Source organism: Photorhabdus stackebrandtii, from assembly GCF_011189495.1.
GTDB classification, from domain to species: Bacteria; Pseudomonadota; Gammaproteobacteria; order Enterobacterales; family Enterobacteriaceae; genus Photorhabdus; species Photorhabdus khanii.
Genome location: NZ_PUJV01000179.1, coordinates 1 through 447, shown reverse-complemented (window position 1 = coordinate 447; position 447 = coordinate 1). Strand labels below are relative to the sequence as shown.

1 protein-coding gene is annotated in these 447 nt (G+C 62.2%); it reads left to right on the top strand.

The features are described from left to right. Nucleotides 1-2: 2 nt before the first annotated feature. Nucleotides 3-447 (top strand): phosphopantetheine-binding protein (locus tag C5470_RS22235; protein ID WP_341351423.1); only part of this gene is annotated, 445 nt, incomplete at its 3' end.

Genomic DNA, 447 nt, shown 5'->3' with positions numbered 1-447 from the left:
CGGTGGTGCGCCTGGACCGTTTCCCGCTAACCCCGAGCGGCAAACTGGACCGCCGGTCACTGCCGGTGCCCGGGGAGGACGCCTTTGCCCGCCAGCGTTATGCAGCCCCGCAGGGCGCCACCGAAACTGCCCTGGCGGCGATCTGGCGTGAGTTACTGGGTATCGAAAAAATCAGCCGGCATGACAATTTCTTTGCCCTGGGCGGGCATTCTTTGCTGGCTGTACGGGTGATGAACCGGATAATGGCCGTACTGGGTGTGGAGCTCCCGCTGGCGGCGTTGTTTCATTCGCCTTCGCTGGCGGCCTTAGCGCAGGCGGTACAGAAACAAGACCGGCCCGCCTTGCCCGCCATACTGCCGGTCTCCCGGACGGAAACTTTGCCGTTATCCTTTGCTCAACAGCGTTTATGGTTCCTGGCCCAGCTTGACGGGGTCAGTGAAACGTATC